22 protein-coding genes and 2 other annotated features are annotated in these 23,031 nt (G+C 30.1%); of the genes, 20 read left to right on the plus strand and 2 right to left on the minus strand.

Going from position 1 to position 23,031, the window contains the following annotated elements; translation table 11 throughout:
- Positions 1 to 112 precede the first annotated feature (112 nt).
- Positions 113 to 721: a 30S ribosomal protein S4 gene (rpsD, locus tag C7N71_RS06185; protein ID WP_105988241.1), complete on the minus strand. Its 609-nt coding sequence runs from the start codon at positions 719 to 721 to the stop codon at positions 113 to 115.
- 195 nt (positions 722 to 916) lie between these two features.
- Complete coding sequence (locus C7N71_RS06190) at positions 917 to 1,387, minus strand: GAF domain-containing protein (protein ID WP_105988242.1); 471 nt, start codon at positions 1,385 to 1,387, stop codon at positions 917 to 919.
- Between the two features lie 155 nt (positions 1,388 to 1,542).
- Here C7N71_RS06190 and C7N71_RS06195 point away from each other — a divergent pair, with 155 nt between their 5' ends.
- The 20 genes from C7N71_RS06195 to recA all read left to right on the plus strand — a co-directional run bounded on the left by C7N71_RS06195 (position 1,543) and on the right by recA (position 23,029).
- Positions 1,543 to 3,261, plus strand: a complete 1,719-nt coding sequence (locus C7N71_RS06195) for a septation ring formation regulator EzrA (RefSeq protein ID WP_105988243.1) — start codon at positions 1,543 to 1,545, stop codon at positions 3,259 to 3,261.
- A 115-nt stretch (positions 3,262 to 3,376) separates the two neighbouring features.
- Positions 3,377 to 4,525 (plus strand): cysteine desulfurase family protein, encoded by a 1,149-nt coding sequence (locus tag C7N71_RS06200; RefSeq protein WP_105988244.1) that lies wholly within the window; start codon positions 3,377 to 3,379, stop codon positions 4,523 to 4,525.
- Between the two features lie 14 nt (positions 4,526 to 4,539).
- Positions 4,540 to 5,757 carry a tRNA uracil 4-sulfurtransferase ThiI gene (gene thiI, locus C7N71_RS06205; protein ID WP_105988245.1) on the plus strand — a complete coding sequence of 406 codons (1,218 nt, stop codon included), beginning with the start codon at positions 4,540 to 4,542 and terminating at the stop codon, positions 5,755 to 5,757.
- 40 nt (positions 5,758 to 5,797) lie between these two features.
- On the plus strand, positions 5,798 to 6,307 hold the full coding sequence (gene tpx / locus C7N71_RS06210; protein ID WP_105988246.1) for a thiol peroxidase: 510 nt from the start codon (positions 5,798 to 5,800) through the stop codon (positions 6,305 to 6,307).
- A gap of 31 nt (positions 6,308 to 6,338) precedes the next feature.
- Positions 6,339 to 6,559, plus strand: a binding site (T-box leader).
- Positions 6,560 to 6,595: 36 nt separating this feature from the next.
- Positions 6,596 to 9,256, plus strand: coding sequence for a valine--tRNA ligase (locus C7N71_RS06215; RefSeq protein WP_105988247.1), 2,661 nt, complete (start codon positions 6,596 to 6,598; stop codon positions 9,254 to 9,256).
- A 53-nt stretch (positions 9,257 to 9,309) separates the two neighbouring features.
- Positions 9,310 to 10,611 carry a bifunctional folylpolyglutamate synthase/dihydrofolate synthase gene (locus tag C7N71_RS06220; protein ID WP_105988248.1) on the plus strand — a complete coding sequence of 434 codons (1,302 nt, stop codon included), beginning with the start codon at positions 9,310 to 9,312 and terminating at the stop codon, positions 10,609 to 10,611.
- Between the two features lie 144 nt (positions 10,612 to 10,755).
- Positions 10,756 to 11,760 (plus strand): rod shape-determining protein, encoded by a 1,005-nt coding sequence (locus tag C7N71_RS06225; protein ID WP_105988249.1) that lies wholly within the window; start codon positions 10,756 to 10,758, stop codon positions 11,758 to 11,760.
- A 63-nt stretch (positions 11,761 to 11,823) separates the two neighbouring features.
- Entirely contained in the window at positions 11,824 to 12,675 is an 852-nt protein-coding gene (gene mreC / locus C7N71_RS06230) for a rod shape-determining protein MreC (protein WP_105988250.1), read from the plus strand.
- 13 nt (positions 12,676 to 12,688) lie between these two features.
- Positions 12,689 to 13,207 (plus strand): rod shape-determining protein MreD, encoded by a 519-nt coding sequence (gene mreD / locus C7N71_RS06235; RefSeq protein ID WP_105988251.1) that lies wholly within the window; start codon positions 12,689 to 12,691, stop codon positions 13,205 to 13,207.
- A gap of 27 nt (positions 13,208 to 13,234) precedes the next feature.
- Positions 13,235 to 13,906, plus strand: coding sequence for a septum site-determining protein MinC (locus tag C7N71_RS06240; protein WP_105988252.1), 672 nt, complete (start codon positions 13,235 to 13,237; stop codon positions 13,904 to 13,906).
- Entirely contained in the window at positions 13,906 to 14,718 is an 813-nt protein-coding gene (minD, locus tag C7N71_RS06245) for a septum site-determining protein MinD (RefSeq protein ID WP_105988253.1), read from the plus strand. The genes C7N71_RS06240 and minD overlap by 1 nt, the downstream gene beginning before the upstream one ends.
- Positions 14,719 to 14,768: 50 nt before the next feature.
- Positions 14,769 to 14,992, plus strand: a binding site (T-box leader).
- A gap of 44 nt (positions 14,993 to 15,036) precedes the next feature.
- Positions 15,037 to 15,675, plus strand: a complete 639-nt coding sequence (locus C7N71_RS06250; RefSeq protein ID WP_105964835.1) for an amino acid ABC transporter permease — start codon at positions 15,037 to 15,039, stop codon at positions 15,673 to 15,675.
- Positions 15,676 to 15,687: 12 nt separating this feature from the next.
- Positions 15,688 to 16,314, plus strand: a complete 627-nt coding sequence (locus C7N71_RS06255; RefSeq protein ID WP_105988254.1) for an amino acid ABC transporter ATP-binding protein — start codon at positions 15,688 to 15,690, stop codon at positions 16,312 to 16,314.
- A 13-nt stretch (positions 16,315 to 16,327) separates the two neighbouring features.
- A complete protein-coding gene (locus tag C7N71_RS06260) occupies positions 16,328 to 17,200 on the plus strand; it encodes an amino acid ABC transporter substrate-binding protein (protein WP_105988255.1) in 873 nt (290 codons plus the stop codon).
- Between the two features lie 3 nt (positions 17,201 to 17,203).
- Positions 17,204 to 18,466: an EF-P 5-aminopentanol modification-associated protein YfmF gene (yfmF, locus tag C7N71_RS06265; protein WP_105988256.1), complete on the plus strand. Its 1,263-nt coding sequence runs from the start codon at positions 17,204 to 17,206 to the stop codon at positions 18,464 to 18,466.
- 21 nt (positions 18,467 to 18,487) lie between these two features.
- Positions 18,488 to 19,765 (plus strand): EF-P 5-aminopentanol modification-associated protein YfmH, encoded by a 1,278-nt coding sequence (yfmH, locus tag C7N71_RS06270; RefSeq protein WP_105988257.1) that lies wholly within the window; start codon positions 18,488 to 18,490, stop codon positions 19,763 to 19,765.
- Positions 19,766 to 19,842: 77 nt separating this feature from the next.
- Positions 19,843 to 20,709 carry a helix-turn-helix domain-containing protein gene (locus tag C7N71_RS06275; protein WP_105988258.1) on the plus strand — a complete coding sequence of 289 codons (867 nt, stop codon included), beginning with the start codon at positions 19,843 to 19,845 and terminating at the stop codon, positions 20,707 to 20,709.
- A 62-nt stretch (positions 20,710 to 20,771) separates the two neighbouring features.
- Positions 20,772 to 21,353, plus strand: a complete 582-nt coding sequence (pgsA, locus tag C7N71_RS06280) for a CDP-diacylglycerol--glycerol-3-phosphate 3-phosphatidyltransferase (RefSeq protein ID WP_105988259.1) — start codon at positions 20,772 to 20,774, stop codon at positions 21,351 to 21,353.
- Positions 21,354 to 21,400: 47 nt separating this feature from the next.
- Positions 21,401 to 21,871, plus strand: a complete 471-nt coding sequence (locus C7N71_RS06285) for a nicotinamide-nucleotide amidohydrolase family protein (RefSeq protein WP_105988260.1) — start codon at positions 21,401 to 21,403, stop codon at positions 21,869 to 21,871.
- A 102-nt stretch (positions 21,872 to 21,973) separates the two neighbouring features.
- Positions 21,974 to 23,029 carry a recombinase RecA gene (gene recA, locus C7N71_RS06290; RefSeq protein WP_105988261.1) on the plus strand — a complete coding sequence of 352 codons (1,056 nt, stop codon included), beginning with the start codon at positions 21,974 to 21,976 and terminating at the stop codon, positions 23,027 to 23,029.
- The last annotated feature ends 2 nt before the right edge of the window (positions 23,030 to 23,031 follow it).

Below are 23,031 nucleotides of genomic sequence, written 5' to 3' on the forward strand. Positions count from 1 at the left end.
AAACTCCTTTTTATTTGCACTTAATAAATACCATTTTATCATTTATTAAATGATGGTAACAAAAAAGTGTTTTGCATAAGCAAAACACTTTTGATAAAAATGAAATATTGAATTATAGTTTGTTGTAGTATTCAACAATAAGTGAAGCATCAATATCAGCATTCATTTCATCACGTTGAGGTAATCTAGTGATTGAACCTTCAAGTTTGTCAGCATCAAATGATACGTATTGTGGACGACCAACAACGGCGTCAACAGCATCTTTGATGATTTGTAGATCTTTTGATTTTTCACGAACTGAAATAACTTGACCTACTTTTACTTCGTATGAAGGAATGTCAATACGTTTGCCATCTACAGTAATGTGACCATGGTTTACCAATTGACGAGCTTGACGACGAGTAGTTGCTAAACCTAAACGGTAAACAACGTTATCTAGTCTACGTTCTAGTAAAATCATGAAGTTATCACCGTGACGTCCTTCTCTAATTTTACCTGCACGAGTAAATAATTTTGAGAATTGACGTTCAGTTAAACCATACATGTAACGTAATTTTTGTTTTTCTTTTAATTGAGTACCATATTCAGATAATTTACCACGACGACCTTGACCGTGATCACCTGGTGCGTAGGGGCGACGAGCTAATTCTTTACCAGTACCTGATAATGAAATACCAAGGCGACGTGAAATTCTCCAACTAGGACCTGTATATCTAGACATAAAAATATCCTCCAATAAATTTGTTTTGGAGTAAAATAATCCTTTATATACTTAGTATTCGTGCATATTGTTTTGCGACTTTCGCTTCAGCAGCCGTGAAGTTACTAGTAGGACCAATGTTGCGGCATCAATATGTTGACGAGCTTACCGTATATTGCTGCATTATTTTACACAAAAAGTATTTTACGTTCATTTTTATACTTTGTCAATATTCAAATGATTGGTGAATACTTTTATAAATTCTTTTAATGTATTTTCATCTTCTATTGAAAAACGATTGAAAATTGGGGCATCAATGTCTAACACTCCAAACCTCTTACCATCTTTAATAATAGGTATAACAATTTCCGATTTGCTATCTGAATCACAAGCAATGTGACCAGGAAATTCATTAACATTTTTTACCCGTTTTGTTTTTTGTTGTTTTAAAGCGGCACCGCATACTCCATTACCATTTTTAATATGAACACATGCTACTTTTCCCTGAAATGGACCAAGAAGTAGTTCATCATTTTGTTTCTCATATAGATAAAATCCAGCCCAACTGATGTCCTTCATGCTTTGCATTAAAAGTGCGGATGCATTAGCCATATTAGCAATATTATTATTTTCGTTACTTAAAAGTGCATCTAATTGTTTAGCAATCATTGATTTAATTTCGCTCATATTTACTACCTACCTTATAAATTGTTTATTAGGTGTTTTAATAATCTTTACATACTGATATAATTTAAATATATATGGAGTTATTCTATTATTATTAAAAATAAATTACAAATAAAAAATATTATTAAATAAAAATTAAGGGGACATACGATAAAATGATTGTAATAGTATCTGCTATATTAGTAGTTGCCGTAATAATTATGCTAATATTAGTTGTTTATCAAAAAAGTGTTTTGAAAAAGATTCAAGATACTATTAATAAAAAGGACACTTTAAGTAAAGCACCAATTGGTGACAATATTGAAGCTACTTCTAAATTAAATTTAACTGGTGATTCTTTTAATCAATTTAATGATTACAAAGAAAAATATGAAAAGATCATCAATGATGATTTACCAAGTATCAATGTTGCATTAAAAGATTCCAATAGTAATGCTAAGACATTTAGCTTATTACAGGCTAATTCATTATTGTCTGAAGCTGTTAATTCACTTAATGAAATTGAAGATTCTATGGGTAAAATTGATGATGGCTTAAATCAACTTAAAGATTTAGATGAGCAGCATACAAGAGCTATTGATGAATTGGATAAACAAATAAAAAATTTAAATAAAAACATCTTATCTAAGAATTATTCTTATGGTCCTAGTAGTGACAAAATAGAAGATGAGTTAAGCAACATCAAATCTGAATATCAAGAATTTATTAAGACTGTTGAATCAGGTGATCAATATACAGCTGATGATATCTTAAATAGTTTAGTTAAAAAAATTGAAATAATTGAATCATTAATGAAAGAGACACCTAAACTTTATTTATCTTTATCTAAAGACTTCCCAAAACAAATTGACGAAATTGATCGTGGTCATAGAACTATGATTGAGACAGATTATAATTTCTCAGATGATAATATTGATGAAAATATTGAAATAATAAAATCATCAATTAATAAATCTATTTCTCTGCTTTCTAACTTAAAAATTGATGATGTTAAGCAAGAAAATTATAAAATTGAAAAAACTATTGATTCTATGTACGAAATGATGGAAAAAGAAGTTATTGCTAAACGTAAAGTTCGCAAAAACATTAAATTAGTTTATGATTATATTTATCATGCACGTCATCAGAATCATATGTTAATTGCAGAACTGGATCAATTAAGTAAGAATTATACTTTAGAACATGATGAAATAAAAAAGGCTAAATTATTTTCACAACAAATCCATCAAATTGAAAGTATTTATAATAATGATTATCAACTTATTATGGATAAAAAAGCCGTTTATTCTGAAGTTCAATCTCATCAACAAGATTCTAAAAAACAATTAAGTGCAATTGAAAAAGAACAAAAAGATATTAATGATTCTGTCGCTGATTTAAATGAGGAAGAAAATACAGCACGTGAAGCAATTCAAAAATTTGACTTCCAACTTTTAAATATTCGTCGTAAAATTGATAACTTAAATTTACCTGGTTTACAAGATGATTTTATTGAAAAATATAATTATTCTTACAAAAAGGTTTCTGAATTAGGTTCTACTATTAATCAAGTTAAAATTAGTATGGATGAAATTAATAAAAAATTAGCTACTATGGATAAAGCTATGGAAGAATTAATTTCTGACACTGAAGACATAGTAGACAATGCAATTTTAGCTGAACGATTGATGCAATATGCTAATCGATATAGAAATAATAATGAAGAAGTTAATGCTGCTTGTGCTGAAGCAAAAAATCATTTTGATAATGACTTTGACTATGAAAAAAGTTTAAAAATTATTTCTTCGGCAATAGAAAATGTTGATTCAGGTGCTTTTAATCGCATAAAGAAAGAATACTATCAAAATAAGCAAAATGAATCAAAAAAAGATTAAATTGATAAAGAAGTGATGTCTATAAACTAACATTACTTCTTTTTTTCTGTTATAATTACAAGATTGTTTATTTTATTACTTTGAGTAAGTATTATGAAGAGAGGGTCGAATAATAATGATTTATTTTGATAATAGTGCTACAACTAAGCCTGATTTGAGTGTTGTTGATACTTATTCTAAAGTCAGCAAAAATATCTGGGGTAATCCATCTAGTCTTCATCAATTTGGGGAGCAATCTTTTAATCTTTTAGAACAATCTCGTCAGCAGATAGCTAAGATATTAAATGTCTTTCCAGATGAAATTTTCTTCACTGGTGGAGGTACCGAAGGCGATAATTGGGCTATTAAGGGTACAGCAATGGCTAAAAGAAAATATGGCAATCATATTATTACTTCTTCGGTTGAACATCCCGCAGTAATAAATTCTATGAAACAGTTAGAAAAGTTAGGCTTTGAAGTGACCTATCTACCTGTAGATCAAAATGGAAAAGTAAGTGTTGAAGATGTGAAATCATCCATCAAGCATTCTACGATTTTAATATCCATTATGGCTGTTAATAATGAAGTAGGTTCAATTCAACCCATTGAAAAGATTGGTGAATTATTAAAAAAATATCCTACAATTCAATATCACATTGATGCAGTTCAGGGAATAGGTAAAGGTCTGCACGATATCATATTTAATGATCGTGCCGACTTGATAACTTTTTCTGGCCATAAATTTCATGCACCTCGTGGTGTAGGCTTTATATATAAGCGTCGTGGTAAAAAAGTTGAGCCACTACTAGCAGGTGGAGGGCAAGAAAAAAACTTAAGAAGTAGTACAGAAAACCTTCCTGCAATAGTAGCGATGGCTAGAGCTTTGAGACTACTAACTGAGAATGAAAAAGAAAAAGTTGCAAAGCAAGCAGAAATCAAAGACTTTATTTTTAATTATATTTCTAAATTTGATAATGTTGTAACTTTTTCTAAAGATAATGCTGAATTTGCTCCTCATATCTTATGTTTTGCAATTAAAGGAGTAAGGGGAGAAACAATTGTTCATGCATTTGAAAGCTATGATATATTTATATCTACTACTAGTGCGTGCTCATCTAAAAAACATTTAACTTCTAGCACTTTAACGGCAATGAAGATTCCCGAAGAAGATGCTACTAGTGCAGTTAGAATTTCATTGGATGAAAATAATACAATGAATGAAGCTAAGAAATTTATTCAAATTTTTGATATACTTTATGAAAAGTTTAAGAAAATTAATGCTTAGAAAGGAATAAATCGATGCAATATACTGAGATAATGGTTCGATACGGTGAATTATCTACTAAGGGTAAGAACCGTAAAGACTTTATTAAGCAACTTGGTAAGAATGTTAAACGAGTTTTGCATAATTTTGATCATCTGAAAATTAATGCTAGAAGAGATCGTTTGCATGTAACTTTAAATGGTGAAAATTCTGATAAAGTTATTGATCGTTTAAAAGATGTTTTCGGGATTGAAACTTTTTCTCCTGCCATGAAAGTAGAAAAAGATATAGATGCTGTGAAAAAAGTGGCTTTAGAAATGGTTAAAGACCAATATAAACCTGGCATGACATTTAAAATTGACACTAGACGTCAAGATAAGAATTTCCCATTAGATACTCATGAGATCAATGAAGCACTTGGAAGCGCAATTGTTGATAATATTGATGGAATAAAAGCTAAAATGAACAAGCCCGACATTACTATTCGTGCAGAATTTAGAATGAATGGGGTTTTCTTGTCTAGCTTAACGATTCCTGGATCCGGAGGTTTGCCAGTTGGTACTGGTGGACGTGCAACTATGATGTTATCTGGTGGAATTGATTCTCCAGTTGCATCATATTTAGGGATGAAACGTGGCGTTAAACTAGATATGGTTCACTTTTATAGTCCTCCATACACTAGTGAACAAGCTTTAGCTAAGGCCAAACAGTTAACTGAAAAATTAACTCGTTTTGGCGGTAATATTCAATTTCTTCAAGTACCGTTTACTGAAATTCAAGAAGAAATTAAGGAAAAAGTCCCCGAAGGATATTTAATGACTGTTCAACGTCGAATGATGTTAAGATTAACTGCTGCTTTAACAATTAGTAGACATTGTAAAGGTATTTTTACCGGTGAATCATTAGGCCAAGTAGCTTCTCAGACATTAGAAAGTATGATGGCAATTAATGATGTAACTAATATGCCGGTTTTAAGACCGTTAACTTCATTGGACAAAACCGAAATTATTAGAATTGCTGAAAATATTGACACTTATGAACTATCTATTATGCCATTTGAGGACTGTTGTACTGTATTTACACCACCAGCACCAAGAACTAAGCCTAATTTATATCGTACAAGGGAATGTGAAAACATGATTGATGTAAAAGGCCTAATGGAACGTGCTCTAGATAATGTTAAAATTGTTGATATTGAACCTGGAGAAGAATTCTTAAACGCTAATGAAGATGTTTTCTCTGAATTACTATAGAATTATTTTATAATCATTAAATTAGTAGGAGTGATTTAAAGTGAAATTAACATTTTTAGGTAAAAAAGTTAAAACTGATGGTGAACCAATTAATGTTGGTGATAAATTACCAGATTTTAAAGTTTTAAATTCTAACAATGAAACTAAAACTAATAAAGATGTTTTAGGTAAAGTTACTTTAATTAGTTCAGTTCCAGATATTACATCCGATGTATGTAGTTTAGAAACTAAGAAGTTTAACCGTAAGGCTGATGACTTTTCAAATGTAAACTTTTTAACTATTTCTAAAAACACAGTCGATGAGCAAAAAGATTGGTGTGCTGCTAAAGGTGTAAAAAATATAGAATTATTGTCAGATAAAGATTTATCTTTTGGTAAAGCTACCCATACTTATATTCCTGATATTGATGCTTTAGCTAGAATGATTTTTGTTCTAGATAAAGATGGTAAGGTAGTTTATCGCCAAGTAGTTCCAGAAATTGAAACACTACCAGACTTCAATGAAGTTGTTAAATCTATTGAAAAATTAATTAACAATGTTGACGACTAGTCAAAAATTGTCTAATATATAGTTATTGATAAAGAAAGTGTTGAACAAGAGAGTATTTTTAAAATAATGTGGACAGAAAGAAAATTAATTGATGAAAAATTTTCCTTTATTTTAAATTGAAGGTAGCTTGGGAGCTTTCATATTGAACTTAGAATAGATATGAACGGGACCATCGTTAAATGGAATTAAGTGAGAATGTTAATTATTTTAGTATTCTAAATTAGGTGGTACCACGAGCGCTTCGTCCTATTGGATGAGGTGCTCTTTTTTATAATTTGGAGGGAAATTATGTCTAAAGAAACAGATATGTCAACAAAGTATGATCATAATGCTGTTGAACAAGGTCGTTATAAAACTTGGCTAGACGAAGATGTCTTTAAGCCAAGTGGTAATAAAAAAGCAAAACCATATTCAATTGTTTTACCCCCACCAAATGTTACTGGTAAGTTACATTTAGGCCATGCCTGGGATACAACTTTACAAGATATGTTAATTAGACAAAAAAGAATGCTTGGTTATGACACTGTATGGGTTCCAGGAATGGATCATGCTGGAATTGCTACTCAAGCTAAGGTTGAAGCTAAGCTAAGAGAACAGGGTATTACTAGATATGATTTAGGCCGTGAAAAATTTGTCGATAAAGTTTGGGAATGGAAAGATGAATATGCTGCTACTATTAAAGAACAATGGGCAAAAATGGGTCTTTCTTTAGATTACAGTAGAGAACGTTTTACTTTAGATGATGGGTTATCCGATGCTGTCAAAAAAGTTTTCGTTGACTTATACAATAAAGGGCTAATTTATCGTGGACAATATATTATTAACTGGGATCCACAAGCACAAACAGCCTTATCAGATATTGAAGTTGTTCATAAAGACGATAAAGGTGCATTTTACCATGTTAAATATCCATTTGCTGATGGGGTAACTTTTGATAGTAAAGATTATATTGAAATTGCTACTACTCGTCCTGAAACTATGTTTGGGGATGTTGCTGTAGCAGTTCATCCTGATGATGAAAGATATAAAGAATTAGTTGGTAAAAAGATTGTAGTCCCATTAGTTAATCGTGAAATTCCAATTATCGCTGATAAATATGTAGATCCTGAATTTGGAACTGGAATGGTTAAGATAACTCCTGCTCATGATCCTAATGACTTTAAAGTGGGTAATCGTCATGATTTAGAACGCATCAATACTATGAATGGTGATGCTACTATGAACGAAAATGCCGGTAAATATAATGGCATGGATCGTTTTGAAGCTAGAAAAGCAATGGTTAAGGATCTTGAAGATCAAGGTTATATGATAAATATTGATCCTATTGTCCATGCAGTTGGTCACTCAGAAAGAACTGGTGTGCAAGTTGAATCAAGACTTTCTACTCAATGGTTCGTAAAGATGAAACCATTAGCAGATCGTGCTGTTGAAAATCAAGCAACTGATGATAAAGTTAACTTTATTCCAAAACGTTTTGAACATACATTCACTCAATGGATGGATAATATTCATGATTGGGTTATTTCACGTCAACTATGGTGGGGCCATAGAATTCCTGCTTGGTATAATAAACAAAGTGGAGAAATGTATGTTGGAATGGAAGCACCTAAAGATGCCGAAAATTGGGAACAAGATCCTGACGTGCTAGATACTTGGTTCTCATCTGCATTATGGCCATTTTCAACTTTGGGCTGGCCTAATGAAAATTCAGAAGATTTCAAACGTTATTTTCCTACTAATACTTTAGTTACTGGATATGACATTATTTTCTTCTGGGTTTCACGTATGATTTTCCAAAGCTTAACATTTACTAATGAACGTCCATTTAAAGATGTTTTACTGCATGGTCTAATGCGTGATGCACAAGGCCGTAAAATGAGTAAATCATTGGGTAATGGAATTGATCCAATGGAAGTTATTGATAAATATGGTGTTGATGCACTTAGATGGTTCTTAGCTACTGGTAATACTGCTGGACAAGACGTTCGTTTTAGTTATGAAAAAATTGAATCAGCATGGAATTTCATTAATAAAATTTGGAATGCTAGTCGTTATGTAATTATGAATCTGGGTGATATGGACAAGCCAATTTTACCTAATAAAGATGAATGGAATTTAGCTGATCGCTGGATTTTAAGTCGTTTGAATAATGTTGTAACTCAAGTTACAGATTTATTTGAAAAATATAATTTTGGTGAAGCTGGTCGTGCTTTATATGACTTCATTTGGAATGACTTTTGTGATTGGTATATTGAAATGAGTAAGGAAACCCTTAATGGTGAGGATGCTAAATCTAAAGAAAATACAAGAAATATTTTAGCTTATGTGTTAGATAAGATTCTAAAATTAATGCACCCAATGATGCCATTTGTTACTGAAAAAATTTGGTTAACCATGCCTCATGAAGGAAAATCTATTGTGGTTGCACCATATCCAGTTGAACACAAAGAATTTAATGATGCTCAAGCTGAAAAGAATATGTCTGCATTAATTGAACTAATTAAGGTTGTAAGAAATATTCGTGCCAAAGCTAATGCTCCAATGTCATCATCCATTGATTTGTTGATTAAAACTGATAATGATGAGTTGAAAGATATCTTTAACACTAACAGACACTATATTGATCGTTTCTGTCATCCAAAGGAATTTAGTGTAGGTTCTGACGTTGATGCACCTAAACTTTCGATGACTGGCATTATTACCGATGCTGAAATTAGTATTCCTCTAGCTGAACTTGTTGATTTAGACGAAGAAATTAAACGTATTCAAAAAGATATTGATAATTATACTTTTGAAGTTCAACGTGCTGAGAAAAAACTAGCTAATAAACGCTTTGTTGATAATGCACCAACTCAGGTTGTTGATGCTGAAGAAGGTAAAAAATCAGATAATGAATCTAAATTAGAAGCTGCTAAACAAAGACTAGAAGATATTAAAAATCAAAAATAGTTAAACAATAAAAAGCCGAGCTTAAGCTCGGCTTTTTTAGGAGAAATAACAAAATGAATTATGAAGAAGCTTTAAATTTCATTCACGGTAGACAAAAATTTAAAAAACATCCCAATTTAAACACTATAAAATTATTACTGAAACATTTAAATAATCCACAAGATAAAATTAATGGTATTCATATTGCTGGTACTAATGGTAAAGGATCAACCCTAGCATTCTTGCGCAATATTTTTCAAGCAGAAGGATTAAAAGTTGGATCATTTACATCACCATTTTTAATTCGTTTTAATGAAAGAATTAGTGTGAATGGTGTGGCAATTAGTGATCAAGAAATTATTGAATTAGTTTCAAAAATTAAACCAATTGTTGACGATATGGACAAAAATCTTAAGGATCTTGGACCAACTGAGTTCGAAATTGTAACTGCAATGATGTTTTTATATTTTTCTAATAATCCAGTGGATATTGTATTAGTAGAAGTAGGTCTAGGTGGCTTACTAGATTCTACTAATGTTTTTACTCCTAAAGTATCTGTAATTACTACTGTTGGTTACGATCATATGAAAATATTAGGTAATACTATAGATGAAATTGCTAATCAAAAAGCCGGTATTATTAAAGATAAAGTTGACTGTGTTGTAGGAAAACTACCTAATGATGCCTTTAATGTAATTGATCAAGTTTGTCAAAAACATAAAAGTAAATTATTTGTTCCGGAAAAAGATTATTTCATTTCAAATTGCAAGGAAGCATCATGGAAGGAAGATTTTTCTTTTTCTAATGATTTATTTTCATTTAATAATTTAACTATTAAAATGTTGGGGCAATATCAAATTGATAATGCTGCTTGTGCTATTGAAACTTATATTAGATATAAATCTATTAATAGCCAGTCAATAGACTATAGAATATTAAAAAAAGGCTTGATGAATACTTTTTGGGCAGGTCGCTTTGAAAAGCTAAATGATAATCCAACGGTAGTAATAGATGGTGCACATAATGAACCTGCTGTTTTAGAGTTATCTAAGTTATTAAAAAGTCATTTTTCGAATAATGAAATTTATATTGTGCTTGCAATTTTGTCAGATAAACAATATTTAAAAATGATTAATACATTGGCTAGCATTAGTAATGTTCATTTAATATTAACTGAATTTTCAGGCCCTGAGAATCGTAAAGCTGCAGATATGAATGATATTTTACAAACTGTAAATACTAAACATCCAGTAAGGTTTGTGCCAAAATGGAAATTGGCAWTAATGAAAAGTGTTAATGAGATGTCTAGCAATGATTTGTTATTAATTACTGGATCATTATATTTTATCTCAGATGTTAGAAAACTTTTTTATTAAATTTTTAAAACATTAATGATAAATAATTTAAAATCGTTTACACTAGGGTATGTTATTATAATTTTAGAAGAGATAATTATGATATAATAATAAGGTGAAAAAAATAATAAGCCAACCAAATGAATTATGAAGGGATGAAAAATTGTGTTTGGATTTGGAACTAAAAACATTGGAATTGATTTAGGAACTGCAAACACAATTGTTTATGTTGATGGTAAACAAATTGTGTTAAGAGAACCTTCAGTTGTCGCTAAAAATACTAAAACTGGAGAAATTGTTGCGGTAGGGCAAGAAGCAAGAGATATGATTGGACGTACTCCAGCTAGTATTGCTGCCATTCGTCCAATGAAAGACGGAGTAATCGCTGATTATGATACTACTGTAACCATGTTAAAATATTATATTAATAAGACTATTGGTCATTCAGCTGGTAAGCCATACGTAATGGTTTGTGTACCAAGTGGTATTACTGCTGTTGAAAAACGTGCAGTTATTGATGCTACTAGAGTAGCTGGAGCTAGAGATGCTTATGTAATTGAAGAGCCATTTGCTGCTGCTATTGGTGCTGGATTACCAATTATGGATCCTACTGGTAGTATGGTAGTTGATATTGGTGGTGGAACAACTGATGTTGCCACAATTTCACTTGGTGGAATTGTTTCCAGTCGTTCATTAAGAGTAGCTGGAGATCGTTTAAACGATGCAATTGCTACATATATTCGTAAACATTACAATTTGTTAATTGGTGAAAGAACTGCTGAAAAATTGAAATGGGATATTGGTTCGGCTTCACTCGAAGCAGCTAAAGACATTGAAAATGTTACTATTCGTGGCCGTTATCTATTAACTGGTTTACCAAAGAGCATTGAAATTTCAGCTGAAGATGTGGCTAAATCAATTGAAGAACCTATTCAAGAAATTATTAGTACTGTAAAAGAAACCTTGGAAGAAACATCTCCTGAAATTTCAGCCGATGTTATTGATCATGGAATTGTTTTAACTGGTGGTGGAGCTTTACTTAAAAACTTACCACAAGTTATTTCTGAAGCAACTAAAGTACCTGTTTCTATCGCTAAGACCCCGCTTGATTGTGTTGCAATCGGAACTGGTGAATCATTAAAAAATATTGATGTTATGAAGAGAAAATAAATTAATTTAAGTGGGGAGATTTAAAATCTTCCCACTTATTTATTAAGTCCGGAGGAATTAAAGATGCATAAGTTTTTCTCCAATCGTAAATGGGTAATTATAATTGTTTGTATTGTTTTAGCGCTTGGATTTATGACTTTATCGGTCAGCACTAGAAACAATCGTTCAATGCCTCCTTTTATTCAACGATTTGGGAACGATATTGTTGGTATTACAAGTACAGTTGTTGCTTTTCCAGTTAATACTGTGCGTCATGGATCAGAAAATATTAACAACTTAATTAATACTTATAAAGAAAATCAACAATTAAAATCTCAAGTATCAACTGTAGTTTCAACTAAAGTTAAAAATCAAGCATTACAACAAGAAAATGCACAGTTAAAAAGGCAACTAAAAATGAACGCTAGCTTAACTGATTATCAAGCAATCACTTCAAATGTATTATCTAGAACACCTTCTGCTTGGCAGAGTCAATTTATTATTAACAAAGGTAGTAGTGCTGGCGTACAAAAAAACATGCCAGTGTTGGGTGGTAATGGATTAATTGGAAGAGTTTCAGAAGTTAACACCACTAATAGTAAAGTTGAATTAATTTCAGATAATTCTGATTCTAGTAATAAGTTTTCAGTAGCGATTACCAATAAAGACGGTAAAACTGTTAATGGGTTAATCAATGGATTTGATAGAAATACTGGCGAACTAATAATGGGACACTTGAATACTGAAATTAAACTTAACAAAGGTGATAAAGTTTCGACTAACGGTCTTGGAGGCATTACACCTAAGGGACTTTATGTCGGATCAGTAGCTAAGAATACTACTGATGATTATGGAACTTCATCTAAAGTTTATATTAAAACTCCAGCTAGTATGAATGACTTAGAAGTTGTTACTGTAGCTGCTAAGAAAGAATAAGGAGGATATAAATATGTTAAGTCACTCTCCTTTAAAATATATTCTACCAATCGGAATATTTATTGCATTATTTTTTGATGGATCAATTTCATTAGTATTCAGTCATTCATTATTTAGTAATTACTACTTTATTCCTCAATTAACATTTTTATGGTTATTTTTTGCTATGTTTTTCATACAAAGAATTAATATTAGAATTGAATTGTGGGCTGCACTAGCTGGATTGATATTTGATATGTACTATACCGGTATTATAGGTGTATATTTATTTGTATTTCCGTTAGCTATATATATAGGTAAAAAATTATATAAATTACTTTCTGTCGATATTTTTAGTGCAATTTTGATTTATTTTATTGATTTATCAATAATCTATTTGTTATCTTTTTTTGCAAATAAACTACAAAATTTAACTAGTATGTCAGACAGCTTTTTCTTAGTTCATGTCTTGGGACCTACTCTAATAATTAATATTATATTTTTAATTATTTTATACATTCCATGTCAAATTTTATTTGAACGTTTAGATTAAAAATACTGAAAGAGGAGCAATTGATTAATGCAATCGGCTGTATTAAAGGGAACTCAATCTGGTTATGAAGTAATTTTAGATGAATCTTCAAGCTTAGAACAAATTAATACAGATTTAAAAAATCTGTTAAATAGGTTGGGTGAAAACAATTTAAAAAAATCAGAAAATATTAAATTAAATATTCGTATTGGTAATCGTTTATTTTCTCAAGAGCAAAAAAATATTATGATAGATAATATAAATAGTTATCATGGTTTATCAGTTGGACATTTTATTTCCAATGTTTTAACTAAAGAAGATGCAAAGGCTAAATTTAAGCAAAAGTATATTGAACCAATGAGCAAAACTATTCGAAATGGGCAAGAGGTAAATGTCGATGGAGATGTATTATTTTTTGGAACTGTTCATGAAGGTGGTAAACTATTTGCATCAGGTAACATTTATAATATGGGGAATGTTAATGGGATTATTCAGGCAGGTTATCCTGATAATGAAGATAAATTAATTATCGGTAATTTACATAACGCTCAACAAGTTAGAGTTGGTGAGCAATATGATATTGTTTCAGATAACCCAATTGATGATGAAGAAAGCACGGTTGTTTATGTTAATGATTTACATCTATTGAGTTATGGTAAAATTAATGATTTAAAAGAAATTAATCCAAAATTTTTTAATCGGATTGGAGGTATTATTTAATGGGAAAGTCAATTGTAATTACATCAGGAAAAGGTGGCGTTGGTAAAACTACTTCTAGTGCTAATATTGGAATTGCTTTAGCAATGATGGGTAAAAGAGTTTGTTTAATTGATTTAGATATTGGTTTAAGAAACTTAGATGTTGTTTTAGGTCTAGATAACCGAGTTATGTACGATATTGTTGATGTTGCCGATGGAAGAGCTAAATTAGTTCAAGCATTAGTAAAAGACAAAAGATTTGATGATTTGTTATATCTTTTACCAGCTGCACAAAATACTGATAAAAATGCTGTCAATCAAGAACAAGTTAAAGATATTGTTGATGAGTTGAAACCTGACTTTGATTATGTATTCATCGATTGCCCTGCAGGAATTGAACAAGGATTTATTAATGCTGTTTCTGGAGCTGATGGAGCAATTGTGGTAACAACTCCTGAAATATCTGCCGTTAGAGATGCTGATCGTGTTATTGGTTTGTTAGAACAACACCCATTAAAAGAATCACCTAAACTAATTATAAACAGAATTAGAACCTCTTTGATGCAAGATGATAGTTATATGGATATTGATGAAATAACTACTCATTTAGGCATCGATTTATTAGGTGTGATTCTTGATGATGATAAAGTTATCAGTACTTCTAATATTGGTAAGTCCATTGTTATGGATCCAGATAATCCAACTGCACAAGGTTATCGCAATGTTGCAAGAAGATTAGAAGGAGAAACAGTTCCTCTTATGAACATTCATAATTCAGCTAAAAAAGAGGGCTTTTGGAGCAAACTGACTCATCTATTCAGTCATAAAAAATAAATTAAATTTGATTTAATCATCAAATTAAGTTATTCTTATTTTTATAAATTAAAAAAATTATGATCAGAAGCACGTTAAATGGTAATTTATAGAGAGTCTATTTTTGGTGAAATTAGACAATTATTATTAACGTTTCACGTCTGTAAATTGTTATTCTGAAGTTACTAAGAATAGACCGGTTTTAATCCGTTATCTTTTGAGTTTTATACTCAACAAGCTACTTTATGCGAGTAAAGTAGAAAATTAGGTGGAACCGCGTTTGAACGTCCTTTTAGTGAATTAACTAAGAGGACGTTTTTTATTTAAGGAGGTCTTAAAATGCATTATATATTTGAAATACTACCATCATTATTTTCTGGAGTATTAACAACATTAGAAATATTTGGGTTAACTTTATTAATTTCAATTCCATTGGGAATTTTAGTTTCATTAGCTTTAACCGGTAAAAGTTTTATAAAATCTATTTTCGAATTTTATGTATGGATAATGAGGGGGACGCCTTTATTATTGCAATTGATTTTTATCTTTTATGGGTTACCCATCATAGGAATTGTTTTTCCACGTTTTGAAGCAGCATTAATTGCATTTTCTCTAAATTATGCCGCATATTTTGCTGAAATATTTCGTGGTGGCTTCCAATCAATCCCTCAAAATCAATTTGAGAGTGCCAAAATGTTACGTTTATCTAACTGGCAAACGCTACGAAAAATTATTATTCCACAAGTTTTTAAAATCGTTTTACCATCAATTGGAAATGAAGTTATTAATTTAGTTAAGGATTCTTCTTTAGTATATGTAATTGGAATTGGTGATTTATTGCAAGCCGGTAATATTGCTACTGCGAGAGATGTCACTTTATTACCATTAATTTTAGTAGCAGTATTTTATTTAATTTTAACGGCATTATTAACTTTAATTTTACGAAAATTAGAAAAACGTTTTAATTACTGGAAATAGGAGGCGATTTTAATGTTTAAAATAGAAAATTTAAATAAAAGTTTTCAAAATAAACAAATAATTAAAAACATGAATTTGTCTGTAGACAGCAATGAAATTCTTGGAATAGTGGGACCTTCAGGAGCAGGTAAAACTACACTATTAAGATGTATCACAGGGTTAGAATCATTTGATTCAGGTGATTTTTATATTGATGGTAAGAAGTTTGATCCTAGTGATAGTTCTGAATCTTTGATAGGCGTTGTTTTCCAAGACTATGGATTATTTCCTAATTTAACAGTTATTGATAATATAACTTTAGCTCCGCAATTAGTTTTAAAGAAATCAAAAGAAGAAGCGGAAAATGAAGCTCAAAAATTAATTGATCAATTAAATTTAAGTGGTAAAGAATCATTATATCCATATCAATTATCTGGTGGTCAAAAGCAACGTGTAGCAATTGTTAGAACTTTAGCTATGCATCCTAAAATTATTTGTTATGACGAACCAACTTCCGCCTTGGATCCCAAATTGAGTAAGGAAGTTGGAAATATTATTTTGAACTTAAAAAGTAAAAATATTACACAATTAGTGGTAACTCATGATATTCAATTTGCTAATCAAGTTTCTGACAAAATAAAAGAAGTAAAACCAATTTAAGAGGTGAATACTTATGAATAAGAAATTTTATAGCATTCTAATATTGCTGTTATCTTTTTTATGTATGATGACTCTAACTGGATGTCAGTCTTTAACGCAAAGAGCGAATACCCAAGATAATTGGAGTAAAATAAAAAAAGATAAGAAAGTTATAATTGGACTCGATGTGACATTTGTACCAATGGGATATGAAAATAAAAATGGTCAAATTACAGGTTTTGATGTTGATTTAGCTAAAGCAGTTTTCAAGAAATATGATATTAAACCAGTTTTTCAACAAATTGATTGGTCAATGAATGTTACCGAATTACGTAATGGAACCATTGATTTAATTTGGAATGGATTTTCTGCAACTCCAGAAAGAAAGAAAAATGTTGCATTTACTAAGCCATACTTATCTAATGAGCAAGAATTAGTTACTTTAAAGTCTTCGCATATTAATAATTTCAATGATATGCATAATAAAATATTAGGTGCTCAAAGTGGATCTTCTGGATTAAATGATATAAATAATAATCCTAAAGTTTTAAAAGATAAAATTAAAAATAATTATCCAATTTTATATAACTCATTTACTAATGCTTTTATTGATCTAACTCATGGTAGAATTGATGGTTTATTAATAGATAGCAATTATGCTAATTACTATATTGCTCATCAATCTGATCCATTAATGTATAAAGTATCAACGGGTAAATTCCCAAATGAAGAATTTTCTGTTGGATTGCGTAAGGGCGATAAAACAATGAAGAATAAGATCAATGCTGCCCTTAGTGAACTAGCCAAGACCGGTGAATTGAAAAAAATTTGTCATAAATGGTTTGGTGAGAAATATAAATCCCCATTATTAAACCTAGAAAAACAATCACAACAAAAGGAAGGTTAAATATTGAAAAAATATATTTCAAATGGAGTTAGTTTGAATACTATTCATGATGATAAGTTTAAAACAATTACAATTACTTGTGATTTAATTGAACCTTTGAATATCAATAATTTTGAAAAAAGGGCATTATTGGCAGAACTTTTTGAAACTAACAATGCAGATTATCAAACACAAACTAAGCTAGCTCGTCAATTATCTAAAATGTACGGAGCTAGTTTTGGTACTAATTTATTAAGATATGGGAACTTATCGGTTATTAGAATAAATTTAAGTATTCCTAATCCGGAATTTATTCCGGGGAATTCTTCATCATTGCTAAAAGATGCTATTCAATTTTTAAATTCAATTTTGATGCACCCATTAACATCTAATAGTGCTTTTGATAATGATACATTTAATTTACAAAAATCAAATATGCAAAAATATATTTCTTCAGTTGCTGATGATAAACAATATTATGCATCAATTAAACTTAAGGAATATTATTATCAAGATGATATTAATCGAGGTAAATTTTTATTTGGTGATGTTGATCAATACGATAAAATTAATTCTTCTGACGAATATAAATACTATCAAGATGTTATAAAAAATAATAACATTAGAATTTCAGTATTAGGTAAATTTGATGATGAGAAATTAATTTCATATATTAATGAATTCAATTTCTCTGATCGTGACGAAATTTACAAAATAGATTGTTTTAAACATAATAAAAATACAGTTGAATACATTACTGAAAATACAAATGCTACACAAAGTAATCTTAATATGGCATATAATTTACCTATTTATTATGATTCTAGTGATTTTTTTGCAGCATTGCTCTTTAATGCTATTTTTGGTGGTAGTTCTCAATCCAAATTATTTAAAAATGTTAGAGAAAAATATAGTATGGCATATTATGCAAATAGTATGTTTAATTCTTTGAATGGAGTCCTTATGGTGAATTCCGGGATTGATGCTAATAATGCTGAAAAAGTTCAGTCTATTGTCAATGAACAATTGGTTTCTATTCAAAACAAAGATATTAATCTTGATATTTTAAACAGTATTAAATCTGAGATGATCACTGCTAAAAGATCTATTCTAGATAATCCAAGACAAAGTTTAGAACAATCATTTGTTAATTCATTATTAAATAAAAAATGGAATTTTGAAAAATGGCGTAAAAATATTGAATCAATTAATGTTGATCAAATTGCTAACGTTGCTAAAAAAGTTCAGTTACAAACTGTTTTCTTATTGAAGGGAGATAAGAAATAAGAAGGGAGATAAGAAATAAAAATGATAGAACTTAAATATCCTCAATATAATGAAACCGTTTATAAAGAACAATTAGAAAATGGGCTAACAGTGGTTGTCGAACCGAAAAAGGGTTTTCAGAAAACCTATGCTTCTTTAACTATAAAATATGGTTCAATTGATAATACTTTTATTAGTTATGATAATGAAAAAAAAGAGATGCCAGCTGGAATTGCACATTTTTTAGAACATAAAATGTTTGATAAAGACGGCTATGATGCAATGGATGTTTTTTCTAGGTACGGTGCTAGTTCTAATGCATTTACTAGTTTTAATCGTACTAGCTATCTATTTTCTTGTACTAACTATGTTAATGAAAATTTGAATACTTTACTTGATTTCGTTCAAAGTCCTTATTTTAATGAAAAAAAAGTTAATAAAGAAAAAGGAATTATTGCTCAAGAAATAAAGATGTATAACAACGATCCTAATGCTGCATTATATTTCAATACAATTCAAAATATGTATCCTGATAGCCATCTGAATGTTGATATTGCTGGAACTGTAGACTCCATTAATAAAATCACTGCTGATGATCTATATACTGCTCATAAGACTTTTTATCAACCATCTAATATGCAATTAAATGTTGTTGGGAATGTTGATCCCGATAAAGTAATTAAAATAATTAAAGAAAATCAAGATAAAAAGACTTTTTTACCTGCAAGAGACATTAAAAGAGTTCAGTCTCCATCTAAAAAGATTAATAATTCGAATCGAAGACAAATGGATGTTTTTAACCCTAAAGTTGCTGTTGGAATTAAGGGGAATTCAGCACTAGGTAAAGATATTAAGTATGAACTTTCAATTTCATTACTATTAGAAATATTATTTTCTGAGGATTCTGATAATTATGCTTATTTGTATAATCATGGAATTATTGATGACTCCTTTGGATTTGATTTTGATTGCAATAAAAACTTTAATTTTGCCATTATTGCTGGAGATACTGAACATCCAAAAGAATTTATAACTAATATTAAAGATATTTTGATGAATGCAATTAATAATTTAGATAATTACACTGATGATTTAGAACTGATTAAGCGTGAAGAAATTGGTCAACATATTTTGATTATGAATTCTATTGAAGCTACTGCTAATAATTTAGGCGATAGTGATAATCATTTTATAAATTTATATGATGAAATTAAGCTGATTAATGATATTACTATCAATGATTTAAAGGAATATGGTGCTAAGTTGTTATTAGGCGATAATATTATTTCTAATATAATTATTCCATATTCTAATAAATAATTATTTTAATTCCTAAATTTTCATTATGTTATGATATACTAAAATTATGAAAAATATATTTAAGTGGAGTAATTTCTATGGCAAAAGACGAAAATAAAGAAGTAGAAATCGGTAAATCACTACATGATGCACGTGTTGCAAAAGGTATGTCATTAGAAGATGTACAAAAGATTACCAAAATTCAGGCTCACTATTTGGAAGCAATTGAAAATGAAGATTTTTCAGAACTACCAGGTGATTTTTATGTTAGAGCTTTCATTAAACAGTATGCAGATACTGTAGGTATCAATGGAATGGAACTACTTAATGAACATGATGATAGCTTACCTGATACTCAAACCGAAGAATATAGTCAAAAAGTGTCAGAAGATACTTTATCAAAACGATCTGAGCGTCAAAATAAAGAAGAAAAAATTAATTCTTTTAGAAAATTCGTTCCAATTGTTGGCGTTGTTATTGTTGTATTAATTGTTATTTTTGTTATTTGGGGAGTTGTTGCTAAAACCAATAAATCTGCAGATACAAATATTAATAGTAACAATAGTTCTGTTTCAGTTAGTGGTTCTTCTGAAAAATCTGAATCATCAAATGCTGATAATAATAAAAAACAAGACAAAAAGCCTGCTCCTAAGAAAAATATCAATAAAACCTCTATTAAAAAGGTTAATGCAACTGAATATGAAGTTAGTGGTAGTAAAGAAAATACTATTACATTAGATGCAAGTAATCGTGCTTGGTCATCTATTTCAACTAATGGTAAGTCACTATTTTCAGGTTCACAAGAATCTGGTAATAAGAAATCTGTTAAATTACCTAGTGGAACTAAAGATGTTTCTATGTCATTAGGAAATGTGCCATCAACTAAGATTTTAATTAACAATAAGTTGTTAAATCTTGATAAGAGTGTGCCTATGACTACTGTTTTAAATATAAAATTTAAATAAAAAATGGGGCTTAATAGCCCTTTTTTTAATCTGAAATATCAGCAGAAAAGGAGTATTATATTTTGAATTTACCTAATAAATTAACGTTGATTAGAATTATTATGATCCCCATTTTTATTTTATTATTGGCATTTCCTTTGAATTTAGGAACTACTATTTTATTTGGTACAACTGTTCCTATCGTTAGAATTATTAGTGCTATTATATTTGCGATAGCATGTATCACTGATTTTTTAGATGGTCAAATTGCTCGTAGACAAAAGCTAGTTACTAATTTTGGAAAGTTTGCTGATCCATTAGCTGATAAAATGATTGTAATGTCTGCTTTCATTATTTTGGTATCATATGGTTTGGTTCCCTCATGGGTAGCTGCAATCATTGTATGCCGTGAATTAGCAGTTACTGGACTAAGATTAATAGCCGTTGAAAATGATGGTGAAGTGATTGCTGCAGCCTGGCCTGGAAAAATTAAGACTGCAAGTCAAATGATTTCAATTATCTTGTTACTAATGAATGATTTCATTACATTACCATTTAATATTGGATTAGGAACAATTATACTGTATATTTGTTTATTCTTTACAGTTTATTCAGGGATTGAATATTTTGTAAGAAGCAAAGATTTATTTTCTGATTCTTTTTAAATAAGTATAGTTTTTTACGTATTTAATATCGAAAGGTCGAAATAATAATGAATATTGATTATTCAATCATTAAAAGTCTTATTAAAGATAATATATCGATTACAGCCGCCGAAAGTTTAACTGCAGGCATGTTTCAATCCATTTTAGGAAACGTATCAGGAGTATCTGCTATTTTTCCTGGTGGATTTGTTACTTATTCTAATTCTGCCAAAGAGTTATTATTAGATATTCCAAACGATATTATTAATAAAAATGGAGTTGTGTCTGATAAAACTGCAATTTGGATGGCTAAGCAATCTAAGACAAAAATGCATACTAACATTGGAGTTTCTTTCACAGGGGTAGCAGGTCCTGATTCCTTAGAAAATAATCCTGCGGGAACCGTTTTTATAGGAATAGATTTTTTAGACCAATTACCTTATGCTCAAGAGTTTCACTTTGATGGAAATCGTAATGATGTAAGGGTTAAATCTGTGAATGCTGCCCTGAAAATGATTGCAGATGAGTATAATAAATAGTACGAACATTTGTTCCTTTTTTACTTGCTTTTTTTAATATAGATTAGTATAGTATAAATATTGAATATTTAGGAATGAAGTATTTTTTAAGGAGGTCATTGAATGGCTGATGAACGTAAAGCCGCTCTAGATGGTGCTTTAAAACGAATTGAAAAAGAATTCGGTAAAGGATCCATTATGAGAATGGGGGATCGTGGAGACACTAGAATTTCAACAATTCCAACTGGTTCACTTGCATTAGATAATGCGCTTGGAGTGGGTGGATTCCCTCGTGGAAGAATTGTGGAAATTTATGGCCCAGAAAGTTCCGGTAAAACAACACTTGCATTACAAGCAGTCGCTGAAGTTCAAAAACAAGGCGGAACTGCAGCATATATTGATGCTGAAAATGCGCTAGATCCAGTTTATGCTACTAACTTAGGTGTTAATATTGATGAATTATTATTATCACAACCTGATACTGGTGAACAAGGTCTTCAAATTTGTGATGCTTTAGTTTCCAGTGGTGCCGTTGATATAGTAGTAGTTGATTCTGTTGCTGCATTAGTACCACGTGCAGAAATTGAAGGTGAAATGGGTGATGCCCATGTTGGACTACAAGCTCGTTTAATGTCACAAGCCCTTAGAAAATTATCTGGATCTATTAATAAGACTAAAACTATTGCTCTATTTATTAATCAAATTAGAGAAAAAGTTGGAGTTATGTTTGGTAATCCTGAAACTACCCCTGGTGGACGTGCTCTAAAATTCTATTCAACTATTCGATTAGACATTAGAAGAGCAGAACAAATTAAGAATGGTACTGATGTTATAGGTAATCGTACCAAGATTAAGGTTGCTAAAAATAAGGTAGCTCCTCCATTTAAACGTGTTGAAGTTGATATTATGTATGGTAAAGGTATTTCTCAAACCGGTGAATTGGTAGACATGGCTGTTGATCAAGATATTATTAATAAGTCTGGTTCTTGGTATTCATATGGTGATGAACGTATCGGACAAGGTAGAGAAAATGCTAAGCAATACTTGGTCGATAATCCTGATAAAATGAGTGAAATTAATAAAAAAGTTCGTGTTGCTTATGGCATGGATGAAGATGACTCAAAAGAAGAATCTGATGATACTAAATCAGAAGACAATAAGCAAAAAGATAGTAAATAATC

This window comes from Apilactobacillus timberlakei, assembly GCF_002993965.1.
Classification (GTDB): Bacteria; Bacillota; Bacilli; order Lactobacillales; family Lactobacillaceae; genus Apilactobacillus; species Apilactobacillus timberlakei.

Bases quoted from the DNA above. Each gene is read 5' to 3' on its own strand.
- mreD (WP_105988251.1), top strand. From the start codon at position 12,689: ATGTTAAGTCACTCTCCTTTAAAATATATTCTACCAATCGGAATATTT.
- C7N71_RS06275 (WP_105988258.1), top strand. From the start codon at position 19,843: ATGGCAAAAGACGAAAATAAAGAAGTAGAAATCGGTAAATCACTACAT.
- C7N71_RS06200 (WP_105988244.1), top strand. From the start codon at position 3,377: ATGATTTATTTTGATAATAGTGCTACAACTAAGCCTGATTTGAGTGTT.
- C7N71_RS06260 (WP_105988255.1), top strand. From the start codon at position 16,328: ATGAATAAGAAATTTTATAGCATTCTAATATTGCTGTTATCTTTTTTA.
- mreC (WP_105988250.1), top strand. From the start codon at position 11,824: ATGCATAAGTTTTTCTCCAATCGTAAATGGGTAATTATAATTGTTTGT.
- recA (WP_105988261.1), top strand. From the start codon at position 21,974: ATGGCTGATGAACGTAAAGCCGCTCTAGATGGTGCTTTAAAACGAATT.
- minD (WP_105988253.1), top strand. From the start codon at position 13,906: ATGGGAAAGTCAATTGTAATTACATCAGGAAAAGGTGGCGTTGGTAAA.
- C7N71_RS06285 (WP_105988260.1), top strand. From the start codon at position 21,401: ATGAATATTGATTATTCAATCATTAAAAGTCTTATTAAAGATAATATA.
- C7N71_RS06255 (WP_105988254.1), top strand. From the start codon at position 15,688: ATGTTTAAAATAGAAAATTTAAATAAAAGTTTTCAAAATAAACAAATA.
- rpsD (WP_105988241.1), bottom strand. From the start codon at position 721: ATGTCTAGATATACAGGTCCTAGTTGGAGAATTTCACGTCGCCTTGGT.
- C7N71_RS06240 (WP_105988252.1), top strand. From the start codon at position 13,235: ATGCAATCGGCTGTATTAAAGGGAACTCAATCTGGTTATGAAGTAATT.
- yfmH (WP_105988257.1), top strand. From the start codon at position 18,488: ATGATAGAACTTAAATATCCTCAATATAATGAAACCGTTTATAAAGAA.
- C7N71_RS06215 (WP_105988247.1), top strand. From the start codon at position 6,596: ATGTCTAAAGAAACAGATATGTCAACAAAGTATGATCATAATGCTGTT.
- C7N71_RS06195 (WP_105988243.1), top strand. From the start codon at position 1,543: ATGATTGTAATAGTATCTGCTATATTAGTAGTTGCCGTAATAATTATG.
- thiI (WP_105988245.1), top strand. From the start codon at position 4,540: ATGCAATATACTGAGATAATGGTTCGATACGGTGAATTATCTACTAAG.
- C7N71_RS06250 (WP_105964835.1), top strand. From the start codon at position 15,037: ATGCATTATATATTTGAAATACTACCATCATTATTTTCTGGAGTATTA.
- C7N71_RS06190 (WP_105988242.1), bottom strand. From the start codon at position 1,387: ATGAGCGAAATTAAATCAATGATTGCTAAACAATTAGATGCACTTTTA.